At 67.8% G+C, this 20,893-nt stretch carries 21 protein-coding genes; 4 read left to right on the top strand and 17 right to left on the bottom strand.

Annotated features, from left to right (window positions below; genetic code table 11):
* Positions 1-210 precede the first annotated feature (210 nt).
* Positions 211-1,629 (top strand): NEL-type E3 ubiquitin ligase domain-containing protein, encoded by a 1,419-nt coding sequence (locus tag T336_RS0119900; RefSeq protein WP_167333662.1) that lies wholly within the window; start codon positions 211-213, stop codon positions 1,627-1,629.
* Positions 1,630-1,965: 336 nt separating this feature from the next.
* On the opposite strand, the gene pdeM is transcribed toward T336_RS0119900, so the two are convergent.
* From pdeM to T336_RS0119835, 13 genes are all read right to left on the bottom strand, one after another.
* The gene (pdeM, locus tag T336_RS0119895) at positions 1,966-2,673 is read right to left on the bottom strand and encodes a ligase-associated DNA damage response endonuclease PdeM (protein WP_026433841.1); all 708 of its coding nucleotides are present in this window, start codon (positions 2,671-2,673) and stop codon (positions 1,966-1,968) included.
* Between the two features lie 74 nt (positions 2,674-2,747).
* Positions 2,748-5,792 (bottom strand): ligase-associated DNA damage response DEXH box helicase, encoded by a 3,045-nt coding sequence (locus tag T336_RS0119890; protein ID WP_051647357.1) that lies wholly within the window; start codon positions 5,790-5,792, stop codon positions 2,748-2,750.
* A gap of 21 nt (positions 5,793-5,813) precedes the next feature.
* Complete coding sequence (locus tag T336_RS0119885; protein ID WP_026433839.1) at positions 5,814-7,511, bottom strand: ATP-dependent DNA ligase; 1,698 nt, start codon at positions 7,509-7,511, stop codon at positions 5,814-5,816.
* A complete protein-coding gene (locus T336_RS0119880) occupies positions 7,508-8,623 on the bottom strand; it encodes a ligase-associated DNA damage response exonuclease (RefSeq protein WP_026433838.1) in 1,116 nt (371 codons plus the stop codon). Before T336_RS0119880 ends, T336_RS0119885 begins: the two co-directional genes overlap by 4 nt.
* A gap of 334 nt (positions 8,624-8,957) precedes the next feature.
* Positions 8,958-9,374, bottom strand: coding sequence for a F0F1 ATP synthase subunit epsilon (locus T336_RS0119875; RefSeq protein ID WP_019703875.1), 417 nt, complete (start codon positions 9,372-9,374; stop codon positions 8,958-8,960).
* Between the two features lie 129 nt (positions 9,375-9,503).
* The gene (gene atpD, locus T336_RS0119870; protein WP_011793556.1) at positions 9,504-10,934 is read right to left on the bottom strand and encodes a F0F1 ATP synthase subunit beta; all 1,431 of its coding nucleotides are present in this window, start codon (positions 10,932-10,934) and stop codon (positions 9,504-9,506) included.
* Positions 10,935-10,952: 18 nt separating this feature from the next.
* Complete coding sequence (gene atpG / locus T336_RS0119865; protein WP_019703874.1) at positions 10,953-11,819, bottom strand: F0F1 ATP synthase subunit gamma; 867 nt, start codon at positions 11,817-11,819, stop codon at positions 10,953-10,955.
* Positions 11,820-11,837: 18 nt separating this feature from the next.
* Positions 11,838-13,397: a F0F1 ATP synthase subunit alpha gene (atpA, locus tag T336_RS0119860; RefSeq protein WP_013592934.1), complete on the bottom strand. Its 1,560-nt coding sequence runs from the start codon at positions 13,395-13,397 to the stop codon at positions 11,838-11,840.
* 42 nt (positions 13,398-13,439) lie between these two features.
* Positions 13,440-13,982: a F0F1 ATP synthase subunit delta gene (locus T336_RS0119855; RefSeq protein WP_019703873.1), complete on the bottom strand. Its 543-nt coding sequence runs from the start codon at positions 13,980-13,982 to the stop codon at positions 13,440-13,442.
* 15 nt (positions 13,983-13,997) lie between these two features.
* Positions 13,998-14,468, bottom strand: a complete 471-nt coding sequence (locus T336_RS0119850) for a F0F1 ATP synthase subunit B (RefSeq protein WP_013592932.1) — start codon at positions 14,466-14,468, stop codon at positions 13,998-14,000.
* Positions 14,469-14,502: 34 nt separating this feature from the next.
* Positions 14,503-14,751, bottom strand: a complete 249-nt coding sequence (atpE, locus tag T336_RS0119845) for a F0F1 ATP synthase subunit C (RefSeq protein WP_011793551.1) — start codon at positions 14,749-14,751, stop codon at positions 14,503-14,505.
* Positions 14,752-14,805: 54 nt separating this feature from the next.
* Positions 14,806-15,684: a F0F1 ATP synthase subunit A gene (gene atpB / locus T336_RS0119840; protein WP_013592931.1), complete on the bottom strand. Its 879-nt coding sequence runs from the start codon at positions 15,682-15,684 to the stop codon at positions 14,806-14,808.
* A 15-nt stretch (positions 15,685-15,699) separates the two neighbouring features.
* Positions 15,700-16,170: an ATP synthase subunit I gene (locus T336_RS0119835; RefSeq protein ID WP_019703872.1), complete on the bottom strand. Its 471-nt coding sequence runs from the start codon at positions 16,168-16,170 to the stop codon at positions 15,700-15,702.
* Between the two features lie 220 nt (positions 16,171-16,390).
* On the opposite strand from T336_RS0119835, the gene T336_RS0119830 reads away from it, so the two are divergent.
* The 3 genes from T336_RS0119830 to lipA are packed head-to-tail and all read left to right on the top strand — an operon-like array spanning position 16,391 to position 18,404.
* On the top strand, positions 16,391-16,702 hold the full coding sequence (locus T336_RS0119830; RefSeq protein ID WP_011793548.1) for a YbeD family protein: 312 nt from the start codon (positions 16,391-16,393) through the stop codon (positions 16,700-16,702).
* A 14-nt stretch (positions 16,703-16,716) separates the two neighbouring features.
* Complete coding sequence (gene lipB, locus T336_RS0119825; protein WP_019703871.1) at positions 16,717-17,409, top strand: lipoyl(octanoyl) transferase LipB; 693 nt, start codon at positions 16,717-16,719, stop codon at positions 17,407-17,409.
* Positions 17,410-17,423: 14 nt separating this feature from the next.
* Complete coding sequence (gene lipA / locus T336_RS0119820; RefSeq protein ID WP_019703870.1) at positions 17,424-18,404, top strand: lipoyl synthase; 981 nt, start codon at positions 17,424-17,426, stop codon at positions 18,402-18,404.
* Between the two features lie 22 nt (positions 18,405-18,426).
* Here lipA and T336_RS0119815 read toward each other — a convergent pair whose 3' ends face one another.
* The 4 genes from T336_RS0119815 to T336_RS0119800 form a co-directional block, all read right to left on the bottom strand.
* Positions 18,427-18,852 carry a lysozyme inhibitor LprI family protein gene (locus T336_RS0119815; RefSeq protein WP_019703869.1) on the bottom strand — a complete coding sequence of 142 codons (426 nt, stop codon included), beginning with the start codon at positions 18,850-18,852 and terminating at the stop codon, positions 18,427-18,429.
* A 523-nt stretch (positions 18,853-19,375) separates the two neighbouring features.
* Positions 19,376-19,906 (bottom strand): midcut-by-XrtH protein, encoded by a 531-nt coding sequence (locus tag T336_RS0119810; protein WP_029413896.1) that lies wholly within the window; start codon positions 19,904-19,906, stop codon positions 19,376-19,378.
* A gap of 365 nt (positions 19,907-20,271) precedes the next feature.
* A complete protein-coding gene (locus tag T336_RS27520) occupies positions 20,272-20,403 on the bottom strand; it encodes a hypothetical protein (RefSeq protein WP_280513506.1) in 132 nt (43 codons plus the stop codon).
* Entirely contained in the window at positions 20,390-20,656 is a 267-nt protein-coding gene (locus tag T336_RS0119800; RefSeq protein WP_244884001.1) for a hypothetical protein, read from the bottom strand. Before T336_RS0119800 ends, T336_RS27520 begins: the two co-directional genes overlap by 14 nt.
* Positions 20,657-20,893: the final 237 nt, after the last annotated feature.

Here is a 20,893-nt window from a genome sequence, read left to right as displayed (position 1 = left end):
CCTCCCACCCAACCCACAGGCCATGTGAGCCCGCGCGCGCGCAGCCCCCGCCACGATAGCGACAGCGGCTCCGATGCGTCACCGACGCGGCGCGTGAGAGCGCGCACCACGGAAGCCGGTTCCAGCCTGGCGGGACGGCTGCCGGCCCGACAGGCCGCTGCCGCCCCCTCGGCGGAAGCGGGACCTTCCAGCCGACCGCCCCGCGCCGCCGTGCCGCTGCCCCCCGCGCAGCCGTCCGGCGGTGCCCGGACCAGCACCGGGGCGGGCAGTCCTCCGCAGGCCGCACCCGCACGGGCCGAGGCGGCCCCGCAGGCTCCCGAATCCCTGCGCCAGGAACTTGCGGCATTGGGTATCCAGGGGCCGCCGAGCCGGGCGCAATTCGTTCCCTTGGTCATGGCGGCCGTGGTACGCCCGGACCTCGAGCCACGCATCCACCAGGCGGCTGCAGCCCTTCTCGCCCACCAGGAAGGCACCGGGCACGATGTCGGGGAAGCATTGCGCTCGCTCTGGCTTTTCCTCCAGCTGGGCAGCCCTGCCGCAGCCCGCGTGATCGAACGCATTCTGGTCCCGGCAGGCGCGCCCGAGGCCGGCCGCACATCGTCTTCGGACAACGAAGCCAGCGGATCCGACGAGGACGACAGGGGCCTCGAAGGAGACCTGGCGCACCTGGGCGCACCGCTGGGCAGCCAGTTCCAGACCTGGCTGGGCGATACAGCCCGCACCTCCGCGATGGATCTCCATGCCTTCGACGAGGAAGAGGCCGCCCCGGCTTTTGCCCGGATGCTCGAACGCCTGCACCAGGAAGCCCTGCCCGAACTTTCTGCCACCGCACGGCGCGAGATGGAAAACCAGGTGAAGGTCGCATTCACGGCGATGGCCCAGGATGCCGAATTGCGCAACGAGGTGTTCCTGATTGCGCAGACCGCTCTCGGCAGTTGCCAGGACAACGTTCTGGAGGGTTTCTCCAAGGTCATGCTGGCGGTGCGAAAAATCCAGTTGGTGATGGCCGCGCGCCGCGGCCTGCTCAACGAAGCGAAACTCCACCAGTGGACCAGCCAGCAGTTCCGGCTGGCCCTGCTGGAAACCGCCGTGGGCCACCTCATCAGCGAAATGATGCAGCGCACCGACATGCCCCCCTGGGAGAGGGACAAATTGCGCAAGGACCCCCTGGAGACGCTGGCCCATGCCAAATCCGCGCTCCGGCAGGTCCTGGAGCTCTCCAAGGACACCGTGCAGCACCTGACGAGCGCGGAAATGAGCGTGCTCGGCCAGGAACACCTCGAGGCCCTGAAGTCCCGGGTGCAGCAGCAGGCAGCGGACCCGCAGGCCTACCGCGAATTCATCCTGCAGCACGACACCTGGCGTACCTGCATGCAGGTGCTGCACCCCGAAATATTCCAACCGCTGGAGGCGGCCCGGGACGCCGATCCGTTCCACGACCAGGACATCCCCGAAGACCCCGAGAGCCCGGCCGCCTATGCCTACGCCGAGGCAGGCCGCCAGGTTTACGAACGCTGGCAGGTGTCGGTGCAGCGTGCGCTGGAAACCCTTGCCGGCCATGCATGGCCCGTCCCGCCGCAGCCCGGGCCCCAGGACCCGGGCCCATCGGCCGGTGGGGGCAACGCCTGACCTCTGTCTTTGCGGGCAATCGCCCGGAGTTCGCTCCATGTGTCCTCTGCGCCTATCCACCAGGACGCGATCACGTGAACCCAGCCCTCCAGCCAATGCGCAGGCACGGCAGGTCGGGCCGCGAACCGCAGGCACCGGAGCACGCCCGTCGGCATCCGTAGCCGTCACTCCAGTTACGGGGCCGTCCGGGGCAAGCCGGCTATGCCGCTCGCGCCCGGCAGGTCGAAGCGCATTGGCGCAGGGCAGAGGGCCGGCTGCACCCCTGTTGGCGGGACTCGGGCCTCCGGATCCCCAGGCGGGTGCAGGCCCCTCGGGTGCCTGGGCCCGCAGGATGGGTCATGCCCGCAGCGATGCGTCGGTACCGGCCACCGGCACGGGCCATGTTCGCCCACCGCCAACGGCGAAGAACCGCCGGCCGGCCATCGGCGCCAGCACCTGCCCTCCCGTGAACTCGCCGAAGGCCGGCAGCAGCGTGGCACCGGCATCGGAGCCTTCTGCCGCGTCCACCACGAAGCATGGCAGCCGCAGCGCGTCGCGGCCCGGCCCGCGCAGCACCACGGCAGGATGCACATGGCCGGCGAGCACGTGCAGCGCTGCATGGCGCTGCGGATGGTGGCAGCATGCGAACGGTCCGAGCGGCCAGGGCTCGTCCACGATCGCGATGCCCAGCTCCGCGGGCGGATCGCCCGCATGGCTGTCGTGGTTGCCGCGCACCAGCACCATCTCCAGTGCCGCATGCACCGCACGCCAGGCCGCGAGCGATGCCAGCACGGCGGGCGAGCGCGCCTCGGCCGCATGCAGGAAGTCCCCCAGCACCACGAGCCGCTGCGCCCCCTGCTCCGCCACGAGCGCGGAAAGCCGCGCGAGGTTGTCGCGCGTGGTACCGGAAGGCACGGGCAGCCCGCGCGCACGGAACGTGTCGGCCTTGCCCAGGTGCACATCGGCGACGAACAGCGTTCGCCCATCGGGCCACCAGAGGGCATGACCGGCGAGCAGGTGGACTTCGGTACCGGCGAGGTGAAAGGTGGCGGATGCGCCTGTCAATTGAAGGGGTCCATGCACAGCGATGAGAAAGCGCCATTGTCCCGGACCGGCAGGCCGGGTGCCGGCATATGGACTTAGAGCCGCGGCAGGGGCCGCGGCGGCTTGCGCTCGCGGCGCCGGCTGCGCCCTCCACCCGCCGTGCCGTTGCCCGCCTCCTCGGTGGAGGTGAGCGAGAAGTCCAGCGTGCGGCGGACCGCCTCGGCGGCCTGCTGCATCGCGGTGCCGGCGGGAGGCGCGGCCTCGGCCACCGCCTCGCGGCCCCGGCCGGCCGCCTTCTTCGCCGCGGGCCGGCGCTGTGGCCGCGCGGGTGGGTCGGGTGGCACCACGTCCTGCGCGGGCAGGTTGGCGGCGGCGCCCGCATCGGCGGCGGTATCCAGCTGCGCCAGCATGCGGGCGATGCGGTCAGCCAGGTGCTCGTTGGTGAGCTTTTCCCGGAAGCGCTCCACCATGAGGGGAAAGGCGAACGGGCTGGGCCGCGCCAGCGGCTGCACCACCAGGTCCTGTGCCTGCATGCGGCGCAGCGCCACCAGCAGTTGCGCCACGTCCAGCTCCTGGCTCAGCACTTCCTCATCGGCCTGGCGCAGGAGCATGTTGCCCACGTCGTACTTGCGGAACACCTCGAAGAACAGCTGCGACGATGCCTGCAGCTGCCGCGCGCTGCGGCGCTCGCCGGGATGGCTCTGGAAGATGAGCCCCGCCACCCGCGCGATTTCACGGAACCGGCGCCGGGCCATTTCGGTGGCGTTGAGGCTGGCCAGCACTTCGTGCAGCAGCGCGTGGCGGGCCTCGTCCTGAGGGGCGCTGCCGGTTTCGATCACGCTGGCGCCGGACGAATCCTCGGCCTCGGCACGCGCGGCGTTCGCGGTATTGCGGATGGCCAGGGCTTCACCGGCCGGCAGCCGCAGCGGGTGGGCATCGCTCCCGCGCTCCGGCCCGGGCGCGGCATGCACCCGCAGCAACTCCGGCAGCAATGCGGCCCAGTCGCGCTCGGTCGCAGACAGCAACTCCAGTCCGTAATCGTTCACGGCGATGGAAAACGTGCCGGCCTCGCCCTGGGCCGCGCGCCATGCGAACAGGCTGGCCAGGCCGATGTGCGCATGCCGGCCCGCGAACGGATAGAGGAACAGGTGCCAGCCCTCCCGGGTGCGCAGGGTTTCGGCGAGCAGCGTCCCGGGCGTCGGCAGCGCGGACCACCGCTGCTGCACATCCAGCAGCGGCCTCACGCAGCGCAGCTCGGGCGACCCATAACGCCCCGCCGCGGCCTGCGCGAGCTGCTGCACCACGAAATCCGCGAGCACGGTGGACAGCGGCATGCGCGAGCCGGCCCAGCGCGGCACCGTGGGGCGCCCGCGCGCGGCGCGCCGCACGTAGGCCGTCATGTCCTCGATCTTCACCATCTCCAGCACCTGCCCCGCGAAGACGAAGCAATCGCCCGGCGACAGGCGCGAGAGGAAGCTTTCCTCCATCGTGCCCAGCCGCGCGCCGTGCAGCACCTGCACGGCCATGCTGGCGTCGCTCACGATGGTGCCGATGTTGGCACGGTGGCGGCGCGCCAGGCGGGCGCTCGGCATGCGCCAGATGCCCTCTTCGTCCGGCGCCACGCGCTGGTAGTCGGGATAGGCCGCGAGAGAGGGCCCTCCGCGGTGCACGAAATCCAGGCACCACTGCCAGACCGCGCGCGGCAGGTCGCGGTAGGCCATAGTGCGACGTACTTCCGCATACAGTGCCTCGGGCTCGAAGCCGCCCCCCAGCGCCACGGTGACGAGATGCTGCACCAGCACGTCCACCGGCCGGCGCGGGCTGGCACGCATTTCCACCTCGCCGGCCTGCACCGCCGCGCGCGCGGCGGCCGCCTCGACCAGTTCCAGGCTGTGCGTGGGCACGAGCGTGATGCGCGATGGCCGCCCCGGGGCATGGCCCGAGCGCCCGGCACGCTGCAGCAGCCGCGCGATGCCCTTGGCCGAACCGATCTGCAGCACGCGCTCCACCGGCAGGAAATCCACGCCCAGGTCCAGGCTGCTGGTGCACACCACGGCGCGCAGGCGCCCCTCCTTCAGGCCCGCCTCCACCCACTCGCGCACGCCGCGGTCCAGCGAACCGTGGTGGATCGCCAGCTCGCCCGCCCAATCGGGCCGTGCGTCGAGGATGGCCTTGTACCAGAGCTCCGCCTGCGACCGCACGTTCACGAATACCAGCGTGGTCGTGGTGGACTCCAGCTCGCGCACCACTGCCGGCAGCATGCGCAGCCCCAGGTGCCCGGCCCAGGAAAACCGCTCGGGATGGTCGGGCAGCAGCGTATCGACGACGAGCCGCTTGTCCACCTGGCCCTGCACCAGCACGCCCTCCCCCGCCACCTCCGCACCCAGGGGCGCGAGCAGTGCATCCCGCGCCTCGGGCAGGTTGCCGAGCGTGGCCGACATGCCCCAGACGCACACCCGCGGATTCCAGCCGGCCAGCCGCGCCAGCGCCAGTTGCACCTGCACGCCGCGCTTGTTGCCGAGCAGCTCGTGCCACTCGTCGGCCACCACCAGGCGCACGGTGGACAACAGCTCGCGCGCATCCGCACGCGCCAGCAGCAACGACAGGCTCTCCGGCGTGGTCACCAGCACCGTGGGCAGCCGGCGCGACTGCGCGCCACGTTCGGCACTGCCCGTGTCGCCCGTGCGGGCGCCACTGGTCCAGCGGGCCAGCGTGGGCTGCGTCGTCGCAAGTTCTTCGAGCGGAGTGCGCAGGGCCTTCAGCGTGTCGGCAGCCAGGGCCCGCATCGGCGTGAGCCAGAGCACGGTGAGCGGTTCAGGCGGCGGGGCCTTGCTTCGCCTGCCGGCCGGCGTCCCTTGGGCGGCAGCCTCCACGGCATCCGGCACATCGGAGGATGAACGGCCGTGCTTTGTCTTCCGGGCCTGGTCCGCGGCGCCAAAGGCCTGGAGTGCGCCGAGCCATACCGCATAGGTCTTGCCGGCCCCCGTGGTCGCGTGCAGCAGCCCGCTGCGACCCTGGGCGAGTGCGCGCCAGACCTCGCGCTGGAAGGGGAAGGGGCGCCAGCCGCGCCCGGCGATCCAGGCTTCCGCGATCGAGCGGGAGCGGGGGATGCCCTGGCGACTATGGGACACGGAAGTCATCGGTATCGCCTGTCTTCCGCTTCAAGGATCCGACCTCGGCAACAGCCCCTCCAGCGTCTCCAGTGAATCCGCCTCCTCCACCGGCTTGTCCTCCCGCCAGCGCAGCATGCGGGGAAACCGCACCGCGATGCCGCTCTTGTGCCGCGTGCTGCGCGCGATGCCCTCGAAGCCGAGTTCGAACACCAGCGTGGGCTTCACGCTGCGCACCGGCCCGAAAGTCTCCACCGTGGTGCGGCGGATGACCGCATCCACGCGCGCCATCTCGGCATCGGTCAGGCCCGAATACGCCTTTGCGAACGGCACGAGCGCACGGCCTTCCGCGCCGGGCGGCCCGTCCCAGACGGCGAAGGTGTAGTCGCTGTACAGGCTGGCGCGCCGCCCGTGGCCGCGCTGCGCATAGATGAGCACCGCATCCACGCTCAAGGGGTCGATCTTCCATTTCCACCACGTGCCCACGTCCTTGGTGCGGCCCACGCCGTACTGCGCACCGCGGGCCTTGAGCATCATGCCTTCGACGCCCAGGGCGCGGGCATGGGCGCGCTGTTCCGCCAGTTCCTCCCAGCCACTGCCGTGGAGCAGTGGACTGGCGACGAGCGCCGGGTGCGACACCCGGGCGAGCAGCGCATCGAGCCGCGCCCGGCGCTCATGCTGCGGCAACGCCCGCAGGTCCTTGCCCTCCTCTTCCAGCAGGTCATAGGCCAGCAGCACCGCGGGCAGCTCGCGCAGCAGCTTGGGGCCGAGCGTCTTGCGGCCGATGCGTTTCTGCAGGTCCGCGAACGGACGCACGCGTGCCGGCACGTCGCCCTCCGCATGCTGCCAGACGACGATCTCGCCATCGAGCACGGTACCGTCCGGCAGGGCCTCCTGGCCCAGGCGCTGAAGCTCGGGAAAGCGATCACTGACCAGCTCCTCCCCGCGCGACCAGACCCAGGTGGCGCCCGCGCGCCGCACCAACTGGGCGCGGATGCCGTCCCACTTCCACTCCACGATCCAGTCGCCGGGTGGCCCGAGCGTGGCCTCGAACTGCTCCACGGGCAGCGACAGCGGGTGCGCCAGGAAGAAGGGATAGGGATGGCCGCTGGTTTCGCGGGACTGCGCCGCCCCGTCGTCGTCCAGGCCGGCATCGGTGAGCGGCGCCACCAGGCGCTCGTAGTCCGCCGGCCCGGGCCGAGCGGCAATGTGGGTATAGCCCATGAGCCGCTGCGCGATCCGCTTGGGGTCCACGCCGCTCACGGCGGCCAGGGCCTGCGTGACCTGCAGCTTCGACACACCGACGCGGAAGGCGCCCGTGATGAGCTTGAAGTACACGAGCCGCTCCTCGGGCGCGAGGCGACTCCACTGCGCCCGCAACATCGGCTCCAGCGCATCGGGCGCCACGCCGCGCAGCGGCAACAGGTGCTCTTCCACCCATTCGGCCAGGCCCTGCGCATGGGCCTCGGTGGGTGGCGGCAGCAGGAGCGCGATGGTTTCCGCGAGGTCTCCGACGGCTTCATAGCTTTCGTCGAACAGCCATTCCGGCAGGCCTGCGGCCTCGCGCGCGAACTGACGCAGCAGTTTGGTCGGGACCAGCTGGCGCGGCTTGCCGCCTGCCAGGAAGTACACCGCCCATGCCGCATCCGCAGGTGCCGCCGCGCGCAGGTAGGCCTGCAGCGCCGCCTGCTTGGCGAGGCTGGACGTGCTCGCATCCAGGGCGCGGTAGAGCGCGGCGAAATCCTTCATTGCGCCGTTTCCCCGCCCTCGTGCCGGCCGTCGTCCTCCACGGGCGATGCATCACCGCCCGGAGCGGCGACAGGCGTCACGGCCGTGGAGGCATCGGGCGCCGCATCGTCGTCCTCGGTGCCGTACTCCGTGCGGAACGATTGCGCATCCAATCCCTGCTCCCGGAGCCAGCGCACCAGCACGGCCACGCTGCCATGCGTCACGAAAACGCGCTCCGCCCCCGTGGCACCGATGGCCGACTGCAGGCCGGGCCAGTCCGCGTGGTCCGACATCACGAAGCCCCGGTCCACGCCGCGTCGGCGGCGGGTGCCCCGCAGTTGCATCCAGCCGCTCGCGAACGCATCGGAATGCCGCGGGAACCGGCGCATCCAGGGCGTGCCCTGGGCTGAAGGGGGAGCGACCACCAGGGCCGTCTGCAGCAGCTTCGCATCCACGTCCGGATCCGTGGCCCGCAATGTCGGGGGCAGCGCCACGCCGGCAGCCCGGTACACGGCGTTGAGCGGCTCCACCGCGCCGTGGACCACGATGGGCCCGATCGAGGCGTCCACGCCGTGCAGGATGCGCTGCGCCTTGCCGAAGGCATAGCAAAGCATCACCGATGGCCGCCCCTGCGCTGCGTTCGCACGCCACCACGCGTCGATCTCCGCGAACAGCGCCTCCTGCGACGGCCAGCGGTAGATCGGCAGGCCGAAGGTGGATTCGGTGATGAAGGTGTCGCAGCGCACCGGCTCGAACGGCACGCAGGTGCCGTCGGGCCCGGTCTTGTAATCGCCCGAGGCCACCCAGACGCGGCCGCCATGCTCCAGCCGCACCTGCGCCGAGCCGAGCACGTGTCCTGCGGGATGCAGCGAGATGCGCACGCCGTGGTGTTCGATGGCCTGGCCGTAGGGCAGTGTCTGCAGCGTGATGTCGGCCCCGAGCCGGGTGCGCAGAGTCCCTTCGCTGTCGATATGGGCCAGGTAGTGCGCGTGGCCCCAGCGGGCATGGTCGGAATGGCCGTGCGTGATGACCGCCCGCTCCACGGGCTTCCAGGGATCGATGTAGAAATCGCCCGGGGGACAGTAGAGCCCCTCGGGCCGCGCGATCACCAGATCATCGGAAGCAGCCGCCATGCGGGAGCCCTTCCATGGAATGGAGGAAAGCGCCAACCCGCCGCCCCGCTGACCCCGCCGCCCAATGCGACGTACGTAGAAGGAAGAAAGCCCTGGTGTGCGCTTGCATGAGGAATGCTAGCGCCCGTCCCGTTGCCTCTCCCGTACAGCCCGCCGCATGCCGGTGTCGGAGCACGCCTACCCCACGGTCCAGTTTCCGGCAGCCGAAACGCGGGTCCCTGCCGTACCGGCCCGGTTCATCGGAACCGTGGCTCGGTGGCTAGGAAAAAGAAAAAGCCGCCCCGTGGGGCGGCCTGGATGGGGAGTGAGCAAGGCCGTTGCCGGCCCGCAAGACTCAACGCTTCTGGCGGAACTTGCGCAGCGCGGCGATCTGGGCGGCCATCACGGCCAGCTCGGACTGCGCGCGCGCGAAATCGACGTCGCTCTTGGCGTTCTTCAGCGCTTCCTCGGCGGCGGCCCGGGCGGCGTTGGCCTTCTCGTCGTCCAGGTCCTTGCCGCGGATGGCGGTATCGGACAGCACGGTCACGCGCTCGGGCTGCACCTCGAGGATGCCACCGGCCACGAAGACGAACTCTTCGCCGCCGTCGGCCGTCTCGATGCGCACCGATCCCGGCTTGATGCGGGTGATCAGCGGCGTGTGGCGCGGATAGATGCCGAGCTCGCCGGCCTCGCCGGGCAGCGCGACGAAGCGCGCCTCACCCGAGAAGATGGACTCTTCGGCGCTGACCACATCGACGTGGATGGTGTTCATGGGTTTTCCTCTGGGCTCTGAAAGAAGGTGGGTGAAGCAAGCAGACGGGAGGGCCCGCCAGGCGCCGCGCACAGCCGTACCTGGGTACGGCGAGCACGGCAACGACGCGGGCTGCCCGTATGCGCCGCTTTACGCGACCTTCTTGGCCTTTTCGAAGGCTTCGTCGATGGTCCCGACCATGTAGAAAGCCTGCTCCGGCAGGTGGTCGCACTCGCCGGCCACGATCATCTTGAAGCCGCGGATGGTTTCCGCCAGGGGCACGTACTTGCCGGGCGAGCCCGTGAACACTTCGGCCACGTGGAACGGCTGCGACAGGAAACGCTGGATCTTCCGGGCGCGGGCCACGGCCAGCTTGTCTTCGGGAGCCAGTTCATCCATGCCCAGGATGGCGATGATGTCGCGCAGTTCCTTGTAGCGCTGCAGGGTGCCCTGCACGCCGCGGGCCACCTGGTAGTGCTCTTCACCGACCACTTGCGGGTCCAGCTGGCGGCTGGTGGAGTCCAGCGGATCCACGGCGGGGTAGATACCCAGCGAAGCGATGTCACGCGACAGCACCACGGTGGAGTCCAGGTGGGCGAAGGTCGTGGCGGGAGACGGGTCGGTCAAGTCATCGGCAGGCACGTACACGGCCTGGATGGAGGTGATCGAGCCGACCTTGGTGGAGGTGATGCGCTCCTGCAGGCGGCCCATTTCCTCGGCCAGCGTCGGCTGGTAGCCCACGGCGGAAGGCATGCGGCCCAGCAGTGCGGACACTTCGGTGCCGGCCAGCGTGTAGCGGTAGATGTTGTCCACGAAGAACAGCACGTCTCGGCCTTCGTCGCGGAACGACTCGGCGATGGTCAGGCCGGTCAAGGCCACGCGCAGGCGGTTGCCCGGGGGCTCGTTCATCTGGCCATAGACCATGGCGACCTTGGAGTCTTCGAGCTTCTCGAGGTTCACGACGCCGGAATCGGCCATTTCGTGATAGAAGTCGTTGCCTTCACGGGTCCGCTCGCCCACACCGGCGAACACCGACAGACCGCTGTGGGCCTTGGCGATGTTGTTGATGAGCTCCATCATGTTCACGGTCTTGCCCACGCCGGCGCCGCCGAACAGGCCCACCTTGCCGCCCTTGGCGAACGGGCACACCAGGTCGATCACCTTGATGCCGGTTTCCAGCAGCTCCTGCGACGGCGACAGTTCGTCGTATGCAGGGGCCTTGCGGTGGATGGAGGCGGTCAGCTCCTGGCTGACCGGACCGCGCTCGTCGATGGGCGAACCCAGCACGTCCATGATGCGGCCCAGCGTCGCCTTGCCCACGGGCACGGTGATCGGGTTGCCGGTGTTGGACACCATCAGGCCGCGGCGCAGGCCGTCGGACGAACCCAGGGCGATGGTACGCACCACGCCGTCGCCGAGCTGCTGCTGCACTTCCAGCGTCAGGGGGGAGCCTTCGAGCTTGAGCGCGTCATACACCTTGGGCATCTGGTCGCGCGGGAACTCGACGTCCACCACGGCGCCGATACATTGAACGATCTTGCCCTGAACGCCAGCGTTCACTTGGGTGTTCTCTTGAGCCATTGCATTTGCTCCAAAAATTTAAACTGCCGCGGCACCCGCGACGATCTCCGAAAGTTCCTTCGTGATCGCGGCCTGGCGCGTCTTGTTGTAGACCAGCTTGAGTTCGCCGATGACGTTGCCCGCGTTGTCCGTGGCGGCCTTCATGGCCACCATGCGCGCCGACTGCTCGGACGCCATGTTCTCGGCCACGGCCTGATAGATCAGGGACTCCACGTAGCGCACGAGCAGGTCGTCGATGACGCTCTGGGCATCGGGCTCGTAGATGTAGTCCCAGCCGTGCTCGGTCTTCTCGGCCTGCATCTTCTCGGAAGAGAGCGGCAGCAGCTGTTCGACGACCGATTCCTGCTTCATGGTGTTGATGAACTTCGTGTACGCGAGGTACACGCCGTTGATCTTGCCTTCGGCATAGGCGTCGAGCAGCACCTTCACGGGGCCGATCAGCTTGTCCAGGTGGGGGGTGTCCCCCAGGCCGGTCGCGTGCGACACCACCTGGGCGCCGACGCGGTTCAGGAAGCCCAGGCCCTTGTTGCCGATCGCGACGGCCTGCGTGGACACGCCCTGCGACTGCAGTTCGCGCAGCTTGGCCGTCACGGCGCGCAGCACGTTGGTGTTCATGCCGCCGCACAGGCCCTTGTCCGTCGTCACCACGATGAAGCCGGCCGTCTTGGCGTCGTTCGACTTCATGAAGGGATGGACGTACTCGGGATTGGCCTGGCCGAGGTTCGCCGCGATGTTGCGGATCTTCTCGCTGTAAGGCCGTGCGGCACGCATGCGGTCCTGCGCCTTGCGCATCTTGGACGCGGCCACCATTTCCATGGCCTTGGTGATCTTCTTGGTGTTCTCCACCGATTTGATCTTGCCGCGTATTTCCTTGCCTGCTGCCATGATGGGTCCTCGTCCGGTTTAGGCGAACGACTTCTTGAAGGCCGTGATGGCTTGCGTCAGTTCGGCCTCGTCCTTGCCTTCCTTGTCGAAGGCACGGTTCTTCTCCAGGCGCTCCAGCAGGGCGCCGTGGCTGGTCTTGAGGAACTGGTGCAGGCCGGATTCGAAGGCGAGCACCTTCTTCACGTCCACGTCGTCCATGAAGCCCTTGTTCACCGCGAACAGCGTCGCACCCATCAGCGAGATGGGCAGCGGGCTGTACTGGGCCTGCTTGAGCAGTTCGGTCACGCGGGCACCGCGGTCGAGCTGCTTGCGGGTGGCTTCGTCCAGGTCGGAAGCGAACTGCGCGAACGCAGCCAGCTCACGGTACTGCGCCAGGTCGGTACGGATACCGCCGGACAGGCCCTTGATGATCTTGGTCTGGGCAGCACCACCCACGCGCGACACGGAGATACCGGCGTTGATGGCGGGGCGGATACCGGCGTTGAACAGGCTGGTTTCCAGGAAGATCTGGCCGTCCGTGATCGAGATCACGTTGGTCGGAACGAAGGCGGACACGTCGCCGGCCTGCGTCTCGATGATCGGCAGGGCCGTCAGCGAACCGGTCTTGCCCTTGACTTCACCCTTGGTGAAGGCTTCGACGTAGTCGGCGTTCACGCGGGCTGCGCGCTCCAGCAGGCGGCTGTGGAGATAGAACACGTCGCCGGGATAGGCTTCGCGGCCCGGCGGGCGGCGCAGCAGCAGCGAAACCTGGCGGTAGGCCACGGCCTGCTTGGACAGGTCGTCATAGACGATCAGCGCGTCTTCGCCGCGGTCGCGGAAGTACTCGCCCATCGTGCAGCCGGAGTAGGCCGACACGTACTGCATGGCAGCCGACTCGGAAGCGGATGCCGCCACCACGATCGTGTACTCCATGGCGCCGGCCTGTTCCAGGGCGCGCACCACGTTCTTGATCGAGGAAGCCTTCTGGCCGATCGCGACGTAGATACACGTCACGCCCTGGCCCTTCTGGGCGATGATGGCGTCGATGGCCACGGCCGTCTTGCCGGTCTGGCGGTCACCGATGATCAGCTCGCGCTGGCCGCGGCCCACGGGCACCATGGCGTCGATGGACTTGATGCCGGTCTGCAGCGGCTGGTCCACGGACTGGCGCGCGATCACGCCGGGAGCGACCTTCTCGATCACGTCCGTCAGCTTGGCGTTGATCGGGCCCTTGCCGTCGATGGGCTGGCCCAGGGCGTTCACCACGCGGCCGACCAGTTCGGGACCCACGGGCACTTCCAGGATGCGGCCCGTGCACTTCACGGTGTCGCCTTCGGAGATGTGCTCGTACTCGCCCAGAATCACGGCGCCGACGGAGTCGCGCTCGAGGTTCAGTGCGAGGCCGTAGGAGGGCTGGCCGTCCTGGGTGGCCGGGAATTCGAGCATTTCGCCCTGCATCACGTCCGACAGGCCATGGACGCGCACGATGCCGTCGGTCACGGACACCACGGTGCCCTGGTTGCGGATATCGCTGCTGGCTGCCAGACCTTCGATGCGGCTCTTGATCAGTTCAGAAATCTCTGCGGGATTGAGTTGCATGACTCTTTCCTTCTTTCTTGGGTTAGCCGAAACCTCGGGCGCTTACGCGACGAGGGCCGCTTTCATTTGTTCCAGACGGGCCTTGACGGAGGTGTCCAGCACCTCGTCGCCCACGGCCACGCGCACGCCGCCGATCAGCGACTCGTCGAGCTGCACGGAGAGGTTCAGCTTGCGGCCGAAGCGTTTCTCCAGCGAGGCACCGAGCTCCGCCAGCGCGCCGGCATCGATCGGGAACGCGCTGTGTACCACCGCGTCGGACGAGCCGCTCTGGCGGTTGACCAGGGCGCGGAACTGCGCAGCCACCTCGGGCAGCGCTTCGAGGCGGCCGTTGTCGATGAGCACGCGCAGGAAGTTGCGGGCCGCATCGGAGAGCGGCGCGCGCACCACCCCGGCGATCAGGTCGAACAGCTGTCCGGGCTCGATCTTGGGGTTGTCGGCCAGCTGCCGCACCTGCGGGTCGGCAGCGATCGCCGCCAGTTCGTCCACCCAGGCGACGGTGCTGCCCAGGTCGGCGCCCGGCTGGGCTGCGCAGGCCTTGAACAGGGCTTCCGCGTAAGGGCGGGCAATGGTGGCGAGTTCAGCCATGGTTGCGTCCCTTACTTACAGCTCGGTCTTGAGCCGGTTCAGCAGATCGGCGTGGACGCCGGCATTGACCTCCTTGCGGAGGATCTGCTCGGCACCCTTGACGGCCAGCGCAGCCACCTGCTCGCGCAGGGCTTCGCGGGCCTGGATCGACTGCTGCTCGGCCTCGGCGCGGGCAGCGGCGACGATCTTGTTGCCTTCCTCGGCCGCGCGGGCCTTGGCCTCTTCGATGATGGCCTGGGCACGGCGCTCGGCGTCCGCAAGACGCGATGCCGTCTCGTTGCGCGTCTGCGCGAGTTCCGTCTCGACGCGCTGGTTCACGGCGACGAGTTCGGACTTGGCGCGGTCGGCAGCAGCGAGGCCTTCGGCGATTTTCTGGGCTCGCTCATCCAGCGCCTTCGCGATCGGGGGCCACACGAACTTCATCGTGAACAGCACCAGGATCAGGAAGACGATGGCCTGAACGAACAGGGTCGCGTTGATACTCACGGCAACACCTTTCTAGTTGGGCGTTGGTCGGGAATCAGGCCAGGACGAAGGGGTTGGCGAAGGCGAACAGCAGGGCGATGGCAACGCCGATCAGGAAGGCGGCGTCGATCAGGCCGGCCAAGATGAACATCTTGGTCTGCAGTTCGTTGATCAGCTCGGGCTGGCGGGCGGAAGCTTCGAGGTACTTGCCACCCATCAGAGCGATGCCGATCGATGCGCCGATGGCGCCCAGACCCACGATCAGACCACAAGCCAGAGCGACGAGACCGAGAATGTTTTCCATGATGACTCCTAGGATGAAAAGAAAGAAAGGTTGAGAAGGAAGGAAAGGGAAGGCTCAGTGAGCGTCATGTGCCTGGCCGAGATAGATCAGCGCCAGCATCATGAAAATGAAGGCCTGCAGGGTGATCACCAGGATGTGGAAGATCGCCCAGATAGAGCCCGCAATGATGTGCCCCACGGGGAGCAACACACCGGAAAGCGACATGGCTGCCGCGCCGCCCATCAGGGCGATCAGCATGAACACCAACTCACCAGCGTACATGTTGCCGAACAGCCGCATGCCATGCGACACGGTCTTGGCAACGTATTCGATGATCTGCATCAGCAGATTGACCACGCCCAGGATCAGGGCGAAGACGGGATTCTTGCTCGTGCCGAACGGGGCCGTCACGAGTTCGTGCGCCCAGCCGCCCAGGCCCTTGATCTTCACGCTGTAGTACAGGCAGAGGATCAGCACGGCCGTGGACAGGCCCAGCGTGGTGGAAAGGTCGGCCGTGGGCACGACGCGCAGGTAGGCGTGGTGCGGATCGTGGCCGGCGGCGCCGTAGATCTGGGCCCAGATGGCGGGCAGCAAGTCCACGGGCAGCATGTCCATCGCGTTCATGAGGAAGATCCACACGAACACGGTGAGGGCCAGGGGCGCGATGAACTTGCGGCTCTCGGCGTTGTGGATGTTGGCCTTGGCCTGGTTGTCCACCATCTCGACCAGGATCTCGACGGCGGCCTGGAAGCGGCCCGGCACGCCGGAAGTCGCCTTGCGGGCGCAGATCCAGAAGGTGAACAGGGCGATGGCGCCGAGCACCAGGCCCACGATGACGGAGTCGTAGTTCACCACGGAGAAATCGACGATGGACTTCTGCTTGATGTTCTGAAGATGCTGCAAGTGGTGAACGATGTATTCACTGGCAGTCGGGGCATGCGCTTCTGCGGCCATCGGACAACTCTTCTCTCAATCAATCGGTTTGCGGACACCGGACCGCACCATGAGCGCGATCCAGTACGTTTTCATCGTCACCACCATGCCGGCGAGCAGAGCCAGCCAGCTCAATCCCGGCACCAGCCGGGGCGCCGCCGCCAGCATGGCGACGGTCAAAGCAATCTTGACCAGCTCCCATCCGAAGAGCCCCGCCAGGGCGCCCCCGGCGGAAGACCTCCTGCGCGCCATGCCCCGGGCGAAGAGCGCTGCGGGAAGAACCACCGCCAGCGCTCCGTAACCCGTGGACCAGGCGACATGGGACCGTCCGGTCACCATCCAGGCCACCAGGGCCGCAACGAGCCCCACCGCCGCCTGGCCCGCAACGATGCGCCAGATGGACATGGGTGGATGTCGTTGCCGCCATTCCTGCGCCTCGGCTGCAGAAAGGGGCTTGAAACCGGAATCCTCGACCTCAGTTCCAGTGTCCGTAGCGTCTGTTTTCATGGTTGGTCAACGCCTGCTGGACGCCCGGCATCCGGGCTGGAACTTCTTACAAAGCCCTTGATTATAAGTAAAAACCCGTTGCATCCTGCAATGCCTTGGGGCGCGCGTGCGACAACGGCGCGCAACGGTGCACCCGGTGGGTGAACCAGGCCTCCTGCGGGCACCAGCATGGCGCATCGCCGCCCCGGTGCCTTTCCCCTGCTTCGCCGACAATCATCGCATGACACAGCCCCCCACCCCTTCCCCGGTGATCGGATCCGAGGGCGATCCGCGCAAGGAATCGCTCATCGAGTACCCCTCCCGCTTCCCCATCAAGGTCATGGGCCGCAAGGCCGACGGGTTCGTCCATGCGCTGACCGAGGTGGCCCGCCGCTTCGATCCCTCGTTCGACGCCTCCACCATCGAACTGCGTGACAGCCGCGAGGGAAATTACCTGGGCGTGACCCTCACCGTGACGGCGACCAGCCGCGAACAGCTCGACGACCTGTACCGCGCGCTTTCCTCGCACCCGATGGTGAAGGTGGTGCTCTGATCCAGGACACGGCGATGCAGGTGCGGATGCTCGGGCGGGTGGACTTGCGCGAAACCGTGGACGCCATGCAGGCGTTCACCGGGCAGCGCACCGACGACACGCCCGATGCCCTCTGGGTGTGCGAGCACGCACCCCATTTCACGCAGGGCCTCGCGGGCCGTGCCGACCACCTGCTGGCCCCGGGCGACATTCCCGTGGTCGCCACCAACCGCGGCGGGCAGGTCACCTTCCACGGCCCCGGGCAGGTGGTGGCCTATCCGCTCGTCGACCTGCGGCGCGCCGGCTACTACGTAAAGGAATACGTCCACCGCGTGGAAGAGGCCGCGATCCGCACGCTCGCGCATTTCGGCATCACGGGCCACCGGGTGGCCGGCGCGCCCGGCATCTACGTGCGGCTGGACGATCCACGCAGCCACGCCCTGCTGCCCCAGCGCCCGCAGAAAGCCGATCCGTCGGCACCCGCGGCCGGCCCCGATTTTTCCGGCCTGGGCAAGATCGCCGCGCTCGGCATCAAGGTCTCGCGCCACTGCACCTACCACGGCGTGGCACTCAACGTGGCCATGGACCTGGAACCCTTCTCGCGCATCAACCCTTGCGGCTACGCAGGGCTGCCGACCGTGGACCTTTCTACAATCGGCGTGCACACCACCTGGGACGAAGCGGCTTCCGTGCTGGCCAGCCAATTGGCCATCCGCCTCGCGCCCTGATCTCAGCACCAGCCATGAGCACTCCCGAAGTCGTGCGCGAAGCGCAATCCACCGTCGCCTACAACCCGCTCGCAAAGCAGAAGGCCGCCGCGAAGCTTTCGCGCATCCCCATCAAGGTGGAACAGGGCGAGGTGCTGAAGAAACCCGAGTGGATCCGCGTCAAGGCGGGCTCGCCCACCACGCGCTTCTACGAGATCAAGGAGATCCTGCGCGAGCACAAGCTGCACACCGTGTGCGAGGAAGCCTCCTGCCCCAACATCGGCGAGTGCTTCGGCAAGGGCACGGCCACGTTCATGATCATGGGCGACAAGTGCACGCGCCGCTGCCCGTTCTGCGACGTGGGCCACGGCCGGCCGGACCCGCTGGACAAGGACGAACCGCTGAACCTGGCGCGCACCATCGCCGCGCTCAAGCTGAAGTACGTGGTGATCACCAGCGTGGACCGCGACGACCTGCGCGACGGCGGCAGCGGCCACTTCGTGGAGTGCATCCAGAACATCCGCGCGCTCTCGCCCGCCACGCAGATCGAGATCCTGGTGCCCGACTTCCGCGGACGCGACGACCGCGCGCTGGAGATCCTCAAGGCAGCGCCGCCCGACGTGATGAACCACAACCTGGAGACCGCGCCGCGCCTCTACAAGGAAGCCCGCCCGGGGTCGGACTACCAGTTCAGCCTGAACCTGCTCAAGAAGTTCAAGGCGCTGCATCCCGGCGTGCCCACCAAGAGCGGCATCATGGTGGGCCTGGGCGAGACGGATGAAGAGATCCTGCAGGTGATGCGCGACATGCGCGCGCACGACATCGACATGCTGACCATCGGCCAGTACCTCGCCCCCTCCAACAGCCACCTGCCGGTGCGCCGCTACGTCCATCCCGACACCTTCAAGATGTACGAAGAGGAAGCCTACAAGATGGGTTTCACCCACGCCGCCGTGGGCGCGATGGTGCGTTCGAGCTACCACGCGGACCAGCAGGCGCACGCAGCGGGCGTGTGAGCCCGCGCCCGGCGCATGGGCGTCAGCTGCCTTCCGGCCGATTCAGCAGATCGAGAAGCACCTGGTTCTGCCGCCGGGTTTCGCCGGCCAGGCACATGCCGAGCGCTACGCCGTGGAGCGTGCCGCCTTCGCCGGATTTCGTCTTTGCCTCGCAGAGCGCGTCGGTGTAGGTATCCGACGCCTTGAACAGAGCGTCCAGCGCCTTGCGCATGCCCGGATCGGACGCTTTCCGCAATTTCTGGCGGGTCGCCTTCAATTCCTGCTCGGCCCGCTCCAGGTCGCGGCTCGCGCACACCCGCATGCCGACCGTCGACGTCTGCTCCCTGGAACAATCCACTTCGTCGGACGTGCCGGCTTCCGCCTTCGCAGCCGTGGCGGCGGCGGCCTGGGCACCGCCGGCGAGGGCCAGGGCGAACAGCGCGGACAGGAGTGAAGTCTTCAGTGGCATGGGCGGTCTCCCTGCATGTTGGCGACGGATGATCTTATTCCGGCCCGCCGCCCCCGGCGTCAATGGCGGTTTCGCTGCGGCATCAAAGACTGGCTGCTTGACGTTGAAGTGCCCCGGCTTGACGGACACCTTACGCTGTAGAGCAAAGAATTCGAAATGGGGCAAGACCCAAGCCGCAGTATCCGGCGGAGTGCCGAGAGCAATGGTGGAGGTGCGATCGGACAGGCCCCTCCACGGAGTCGGCGCGCGAGTTCGAGGGCGACCACTCACCCGTGAAGTTCAAGCGCCGCGTCGTCGCCGAGCCGTGTCAGGCAACGGAGAGCGACGAGAAAGACCAGATCCCGGCTTGGGAAAAGAGAGCTTTTTCTCACTTCCATTGAAAGTCCGTGCGAGCCCGGCGCAGAGCGCCAGACACCGGAGGGTCATGCAAAAAGGAGCGCGAAAATGCGCTCCTTTTTGCATGGAGGTCGGGGATACCGGCATCGAGGCCGAACATGCGGCCCGGCAGACGGTACGAGCCGGCTCAGGGAGGAGGCATGTACGACACGGTGCAACTCGCATTGGCAGCGAGCGTGGTGCCCACGGCACATGCCACAGGGAACCCGTCGGGGACGGCTCGGGCCGTAAATCCATTGGGCACTTCGATCTTGACGATCTGCTGCGTCACGCCGCTCGTGTTGCCGACGATGGTCAGGCTGGAGACCAGAACCATTCCACCCGCCTTGTTGGACAGTTCCGCGCCATCGGCCCCTGCGAACGATGGGCTGATCCAGCTGCCCGAACTGCCCATGGCAAGGGCCAGGGCCCCGGCCAGCATCAGTCCGGCAACGGGGCGTCCGTTGCCGGCCTTGCGCAGGGTACGATACATCACGACCACCAGAGCGAGCGACAGCAGGGCCAGGCCCCATTGCGACAGCGTGGGTATGGGCGCGGCGGATTGGGCGACCGGGGCATAGGTCACCGCGATACCCGGAGCGGCGAAAGCCGCCTGGGACAGGGCCAGAAAGCCGCAGGCAGCGGCCATGGCCGCACGGGCCATCGAAGTTGGTTTCATGGGGTCTGACTAATAGATTGACGCTATGGTTACACAAAGTTACCAAGACAATTGTAGTGCCAGCCGCCCCTCCCCTGTTGAGCCTCGGCGAAAACCGGGGCGGTTCAGGATCCGGAACTGACAATCCTGACCGAAGACTTGGACGCAGGAGATCTGCACTGCAGGCCGTTGGCTCGTGCGGTCCACGCGGGCAGGGCCGTCAGAAACGGCTCCGTAAAAATGCACCTTGAACGAGATGCCAGTCGAGCTGATCGTTGGAATTCACAGTCCAGCCCGTTTAGGGCCTGTTAACACTATGGGATGAGCTTCCCTGCGGGTTGCCCGCCGAGGGGCAACGCGATCCCCTTCCATAGTGTTAACAGGCCCTAGTCCCGCATCGGCCGGCCGGGGCGCCGCATGGTCCAGCGCACGATGCCCCATGCGAGGGCGAGCGGCACGAACAGCGCCAGGATGGCCATGCCGGCCTGGCACAGCGCCGGCACGTCAGGCGTGGACACGGAGCGCCTCCGGCGTCGGTGTTTTTGCGGGCCGCGGGCGGTCATGGGCCACGCAGCCGATCCGCCCGAATTCCGCCATCGGCAGGGCGGCCATGAGCCGGTGCATGCATTCGCCGATGTCGGCCTCGCGCAGATGCAGATAGACCGTGCATACCGGCCGCACGGCATCGACCGACAGCCGGTAGGTGCCCAGCAGCGGCCCCAGCGCGGCATGCAGGCGCTGGCGCACGCGCAGTGCGGGCTCCCGTGCCATTCGGACCGGAAGGACCACGCCGGGCACCGCGAGGCGCGCACGGCAGGCACTGGAACACACGGCGCCGGCAGGGGCGCCCTCTTCGTCTGGAAATATCCGATGCAACAGCATGCTCTGGGGCTTCGTGCGGCGCGGAGCGCTTGTGCGAAGCAGGATGGAACAGGCCTTCAGTCTAGGAATGGCCGCATCAAAACGGCGTAAAAAGCACGGCGCGCTGCGTCAATCCGCCGCAAAGCG

Source organism: Paracidovorax oryzae ATCC 19882, assembly GCF_000687165.1.
Classification (GTDB): domain Bacteria; phylum Pseudomonadota; class Gammaproteobacteria; order Burkholderiales; family Burkholderiaceae_C; genus Paracidovorax; species Paracidovorax oryzae.
The sequence above is the reverse complement of the archived record's forward strand: the minus strand, read 5'-3'. Positions and strand labels throughout refer to the sequence as shown.